This is a genomic window from Polaribacter sp., assembly GCF_965656025.1.
Taxonomy (GTDB): domain Bacteria; phylum Bacteroidota; class Bacteroidia; order Flavobacteriales; family Flavobacteriaceae; genus Polaribacter.
The window spans coordinates 1-6,418 of the sequence record NZ_CBFHJT010000021.1; the positions used below are offsets into that span (position 1 = coordinate 1).

Genomic DNA, 6,418 nt, shown 5'->3' on the forward strand with positions numbered 1-6,418 from the left:
ATCAATCTAAAAAGAATTAATAAAATAGCAGCAATAACACCTGCTTTACTAAATACGATAAAAAAGAAGGAAATAATTACGACAAATTGTTGTAAAAAAATACGAACATATGGTTTAAACATAATTTCTTTCGCAGTAAATACCTCATATTTTTTGTTACCAATATAATCTGCAATAAATTTTCCTAAATGTGTAAAAATAATGGCAGGCAAAGCATATTGTATATCTTCTAAATGTAAAATGGCACTGTAATTTTCTATAAGGTGAAAAGGTTCTTTTATAATATCATTACTTTCTATACCAAAAAGCGCAAATCCAAAAATAGATTGAATTGCCACAAAAAAACCATAATGAACTATAAAAAAGAAAATAAGACCAAAACCAGACTTTTCTGATTTGCCATAAAGAATACTCCAAAGCATTTTTAACGCATTAAAAACGCCAATAATGATGGTTTCTAAAAAATAAGCAAACAAAATACTTAACGCAGATGCTTTACCTAAATATAAAAGAAAAAGTAAATAAATTGAACTTAGCCAAATAAAAGCATTTTGTTTGGTTGGATAGAATATAGATTTTAGCATTTTAGTGAATTTTACAATTGTAAAATACCTAAAAAAAATAAGAATAATACATACGACAAATGACGTATTTTTTAAAATTTAATAAACGGAAACTGTTTGCTAATTTCCTTTTTCTTGTCTTCTAGATTATTTAAAAATTGTTTGTGTTGGTCTGAATCTTCATTGAAAGGCTTGTGAGAAATTCCTTTTTGAATGGTTTCTATTTTTTGCATTGTTGATAGTGCTTCTTCAGAAAACCAGGTTGCTACAAATTTTTCCCAAATATAATTGATGGCAGTTGGGTTGGGATGAATCATATCTTCTGCGTAAAAGCGATAATCACGCAACTCATCCATCATAATATCATAACTAGGGAAGTAATGAGTACTGTTTCTTGGATTTATAACGTTGTGTATTGCCGCAATTAAATGACTCTTACTTTGCATATTCTCTACAAAACCATCTTTTAAATGTCTAACAGGAGAAACTGTAAAAAGTAATGTCACATTTTTGTTGATGCCTTGAATAAGAGAAACAATAGCTTCTAAACTTTCTGAAATCTCATCAACAGAAAGTATCTCTTTTAAAAATTTTTTCTGTGGTATTTTATGACAATTAGCAACAACAGTATTTGTTTCAATATATCTATATACCCAAGAAGTACCTAGTGTGATGATTATATGAGAAGCTGTTTCAAGCTTTTCTTTTGTTGATGAAATTGTTGTATTTAAGTTGTTTAAAAGTTCCTTTTTATCAATAGTACTTAAACTAGAATGTGCATCAAAACAATGCCAACGTTCGTTTTTAAAAAGAAAATCATCCTCCCCATACATTTCTAAGTTAATGGCTTTGGTAACTAAATTTTCAATAGCTTTTGGATGAAATAAAATGCCAAAAGGATTTTGCGTAGCTTGAAACTTATAATAGTTTAATTTGTTACCAATATTTTCTGAAAAACAAGAACCTAATAAAACAATTTTAGACTTATAGTCTATAGGGTTTCTAGTTTCTTTTTTTAAAGGAAGTTGGGTTTGTAAGTTCATTTTAAACCAAATAATCTTTTGCTCTTTCTAAAACTTTAGGAATTCCCCCTGGATTTCTCCCCCCAGCAGTTGCAAAAAAGTTTTGGCCACCACCACCACCGTGAATTAATTTACCCAATTCTCTAACTACTTTGCCAGCATCGTAACCACGTTCGTTTGCCAATTCTTTAGAAATATAGCAAGTTAATAGGGCTTTTTCTTTGCTTGGTGCAGTTGCAAATAATAAAAATAAATTTTGATATTCTTTTCCTAAACCAAAAGCTAGGTTTTTAATTCCGTTTGCATCTAAATCTACTTTGGCAGCTAAAAATTGTACACCATTAATTTCTTGTAGCTGATTTTTAATTTCTCCAGATAAATTTTGTGCCTTTTCATTTAAAAGTTGCGCTACTTGTTTTTGTAGATCTGCGTTTTCTTCTTGTAATTTTTTTACAGCTTTTACAGGTTCTTTAGCGTTGTTTAGTAAGTCTTTAATTTCGAATAATGTTCTGTTATTATCAAAATAAAAATCTTTAACAGCATCATTGGTAATGGCTTCAATTCTCCGAATACCAGATGCAACAGCACTTTCAGATTTTATTTTAAAGTGCCAAATATCGCCTGTATTATTTACGTGAGTACCACCACATAATTCTACAGATTTTCCAAATTTAATGGCTCTTACAGTATCTCCATATTTTTCGCCAAACAATGCAATTGCACCATCGTCTAATGCCTCTTGCATGGGTATATTTCTCTTTTCTACTAAAGGCAGTTTGCCATCAATTCTTCTGTTTACAAAATTTTCTACGTCTCGTAATTCCTCTAATGTTAATTTAGAAAAATGAGAAAAATCGAATCGTAAATATTTTGAATGCACAGCAGAACCTTTTTGTGCTACATGTGTGCCTAAAATTTCTCTTAAAGCTTGATGTAATAAATGTGTTGCTGTATGATTACACTCGGTTCTATAACGTTGTTTTTTATCTACCACTGCTTTAAAAACCTCCCCTAAATTTTTAGGTAAGTTTTTAGTAAAATGAATAATTACATTGTTCTCTTTCTTTGTGTCTAAAATATAAATAACATCTCCTTGTGAAGTTTCTAAATATCCTTTGTCTCCAACCTGACCACCACCTTCTGGGTAAAAAGGAGTTAAGTTAAATACTAATTGATACATTTCGCCATCTTTTTTAGAGGTTACTTTTCTGTATCTTGTTAATTTAACATTGGTTTCTAAAGTATCATAACCTACAAATTCTTCTTCTATATCATCTACTAAAACTGTCCAATCTTCTGTAGAACTTTCGCTTGCAGCTTTGGATCTGTTTTTCTGTTTCTGAAGCTCATCATTAAAACCTTTTTCGTCTAAAGTATATCCTTTTTCAGATAAAATTAAAGCAGTTAAATCTACGGGAAATCCAAAAGTATCATACAATTCAAAAACTTTTTCTCCAGAAATTTCTTTAGATGAAGAAGAAGCTATAATGGCGTCTAGTAAAATAAGACCTTTGTCTAAAGTTCTTAAAAAAGAGGTTTCTTCTTCTTTTATTACATTTTCTATCAGTTGCTTTTGTGCTTTTAATTCAGGAAATGCAACTCCCATTTTTTTACATAAAATATCTACCAATCTGTAAATAAATGGTTCCTTTTTATCTAAAAATGTAAATCCGTAACGTATTGCACGTCTTAAAATTCTACGTATTACATAACCAGCACCAGTATTACTAGGCAGTTGCCCATCTGCAATAGAAAAAGCAACAGCTCTCACATGGTCCGAAATTACACGAGTGGCAATATCTTGTTTTTCGTCTTTACCATATTTTGTGTTCGTAATGGTACCAATTTCACTAATTATTGGTTTAAAAACATCGGTATCGTAATTAGATTGTACGTTTTGTAATACCATACATAAACGCTCAAAGCCCATACCAGTATCTATGTGTTTATTTGGTAATTCTTCAAGAACGCCTGAAGCTCTCCGGTTGAATTGCATAAAAACCAAATTCCAAATTTCTACAACTTGTGGATGATCTTCGTTAATTAAAGTACGTCCATCAACTTTTGCTTTTTCTTCTGCAGAACGAATGTCTACGTGAATTTCAGAACAAGGTCCACAAGGTCCTTGTTCACCCATTTCCCAAAAATTATCTTTTTTATTTCCTTTTAAAATACGGTCTTCAGCAATGTATTGTTTCCAAATATCATAGGCTTCTGTGTCCATTTCTAAATTATCGGCATCCTTAGAACCTTCAAAAACGGTAACATATAGAATGTCTTTGTCTATTTTATAAACCTCTGTTAACAGTTCCCAAGCCCAAGCAATGGCTTCTTTTTTAAAATAATCTCCAAAAGACCAATTTCCTAACATTTCAAATAAAGTATGATGATAGGTATCATAACCAACTTCTTCTAAATCGTTATGTTTCCCAGAAACACGTAAACATTTTTGCGAATCTGAAATTCTATTCTTTTTGGGAGTTCCATTTCCTAAAAAATACTCTTTAAACGGAGCCATACCAGAATTTACAAAAAGCAAAGTAGGATCGTCTTTAGTAACCATGGGTGCAGAAGGCACAATTAAATGGTTTTTCTCTTTAAAAAAATTTAAAAAAGTAGCTCTTATGTCTTGAGATTTCATAAAAAAGAAAGGTTTTCCCAAAGATTTGGGACATTATTTTGTTAATATACTTTTAAAAAAACCACCCTAAAAAGATAGTTGTAAAACATTTTGTAAATTTGTGTGTTATTAAAAATGAATTTTATACTTAAAATCGTTTTTAAAAAACAAAAATAGCACAATTACTATTATGGCAAAAGTAAAATATTATTACGATGCAGATACGCTTTCTTACAGAAAAATTGCGGTAAAGAAAAGCGATTACTACAAAAGAACCATTTTTGGTTTTTTAGCTATTTTTTTAATCGGTTTTATAGGTTTTATCGTTTTTAGTCAATTTATCATGTCTCCTAATGAGAGAGCATTAAAAAGAGAAAACGAAAATTTAAAATTGAACTACGATTTATTAGCTAAAAGAATGGAAGAGAGTTCTAACGTTTTAGCACAATTACAAGAAAGAGATAACAATATTTATAGATTGTACTTTGAGGCAAACCCAATACCAGACGAACAAAGAAAAGCAGGTTTTGGTGGTGTAAATAGATACAAAAGTTTAGAGGGGTATGATAACTCTAAAATGATAAAGCAGTTAACTAAAGACATGGATATACTATCTAAACAATTAGTAGTACAGTCTAAATCTTTAGACGAAATAGTTACCTTAGCTAAAGAAAAAGAAAAAATGTTGGCTGCAATTCCTGCTATTTTACCTGTAAAATTAGAAGATTTAACAAGAATGGCTTCTGGTTATAAATGGAGAATGCATCCTATTTTAAAAATTAGAAAGTTTCATAAGGGAATGGATTTTACCGCTCCTGTTGGAACTCCTATATATGCTTCTGGAAATGGAACCGTTATTAGATCTGAAAGAAGTGCAACTTTTGGTAAAGTAGTTTACATAGATCATGGTTATGGTTACAAAACCATTTATGCACACATGAGTAAAATGAAAGCCAGACGAGGTCAAAAAGTGAATCGAGGTGATTTAATTGGTTATGTAGGTAATACAGGTAGATCTGTTTCTGCACATTTACATTATGAGGTCCATAAAAATGATCGAGCTCTAAATCCTATCAACTTTTATTATGGCGATTTAACACCAGATGAATTTGCTGCCATGCAAAAAGCGGCAGAAGAAGAAGGACAATCTTACGATTAGAGCTGGAAGTTTGAAGCAAGAAGATGGAAGTTGAAAGAATGATTTTAAATCTTAAAATTTGAATCTAGAACTTTGAATTTTAAACCCAAAACCTTGAACCTAAAACATGCACATAGATTTACCAGAAAAACGATATTACAAAATCGGCGAAGTTGCCAAAGCTTTTGCAGTTAACACTTCTTTAATTCGTTTTTGGGAAAAAGAGTTTGACATTATAAAACCTAAGAAAAATGCCAAGGGAAACAGACTTTTTACGGCAGAAGATATTAAAAACTTTAAGCTAATTTTTAATTTGGTAAAAGAGAGAGGTTTTACGCTAGAAGGGGCAAAACAAAAACTAAAGCAAAATCCAGAAGCTACTTTTCATAATCATGAATTAATTACAAAATTAGAGTTTGTAAAAGCAGAATTGGTTAAAATTAAAAATCAATTGTAACAGAAATCATAAATTGGTGTCTAACAAATTAGATTAACTACAACACTACTTTACATTCTCAAGAATAATAGGTAAATTTGTTTCAATCAAAAAATTAAAAATCAACTAAAATCAACTAGAAATTATGAAAAAATGGTTACCGCTTATAATTATAGCGTTACTAGTATATGTAGCATATAGCTGGGTAAAAGGCTTTAATAACGAAGCTGTTGTATTACAGGAAGATGCAAAAACAACTTGGTCTAATGTAGAGGGTGCTTACCAACGTAGAAACGATTTAATTGGCAACTTGGTAAAAACGGTACAAGGTGCTGCAGATTTTGAAAAAGAAACGCTTACACAGGTAATAGAAGCAAGATCTAAAGCAACTTCTGTAAATATTGATGCAAATAATTTGACTCCAGATAAAATGGCGCAATTTCAACAAGCACAAAGTGGTTTAACTGGTGCATTATCAAAATTAATGGTTGTTGTAGAGCGATATCCAGAATTAAAAGCGAATGCAAATTTCTTAAAATTACAAGATGAGTTAGCAAGCACAGAAAATCAAGTACTTACCGCAAGAACAAGGTTTAATGAAGGTGTAAATGAATATAATAAACACATTAAGGTTTTTCC

Annotated in this window: 6 protein-coding genes; 3 read left to right on the top strand and 3 right to left on the bottom strand. The window is 30.6% G+C overall.

Annotated elements, in window-relative coordinates; genetic code table 11:
- From ACTG3S_RS05750 to alaS, 3 genes are all read right to left on the bottom strand, one after another.
- Nucleotides 1-584 (bottom strand): DUF6498-containing protein (locus tag ACTG3S_RS05750; protein WP_439128413.1); only part of this gene is annotated, 584 nt, incomplete at its 3' end.
- 71 nt (nucleotides 585-655) lie between these two features.
- Nucleotides 656-1,606, bottom strand: a complete 951-nt coding sequence (locus ACTG3S_RS05755; protein WP_439128414.1) for a GSCFA domain-containing protein — start codon at nucleotides 1,604-1,606, stop codon at nucleotides 656-658.
- A gap of 1 nt (nucleotide 1,607) precedes the next feature.
- Entirely contained in the window at nucleotides 1,608-4,226 is a 2,619-nt protein-coding gene (gene alaS / locus ACTG3S_RS05760) for an alanine--tRNA ligase (protein WP_439128415.1), read from the bottom strand.
- Nucleotides 4,227-4,395: 169 nt separating this feature from the next.
- Between alaS and ACTG3S_RS05765 the strand changes: the two genes are divergently transcribed.
- The 3 genes from ACTG3S_RS05765 to ACTG3S_RS05775 form a co-directional block, all read left to right on the top strand.
- The gene (locus ACTG3S_RS05765) at nucleotides 4,396-5,364 is read left to right on the top strand and encodes a M23 family metallopeptidase (protein ID WP_439128416.1); all 969 of its coding nucleotides are present in this window, start codon (nucleotides 4,396-4,398) and stop codon (nucleotides 5,362-5,364) included.
- Between the two features lie 106 nt (nucleotides 5,365-5,470).
- Nucleotides 5,471-5,800 (top strand): MerR family transcriptional regulator, encoded by a 330-nt coding sequence (locus ACTG3S_RS05770; RefSeq protein WP_439128417.1) that lies wholly within the window; start codon nucleotides 5,471-5,473, stop codon nucleotides 5,798-5,800.
- A 124-nt stretch (nucleotides 5,801-5,924) separates the two neighbouring features.
- A partial coding sequence (locus ACTG3S_RS05775; RefSeq protein WP_439128418.1) for a LemA family protein occupies nucleotides 5,925-6,418 on the top strand: 494 nt, incomplete at its 3' end.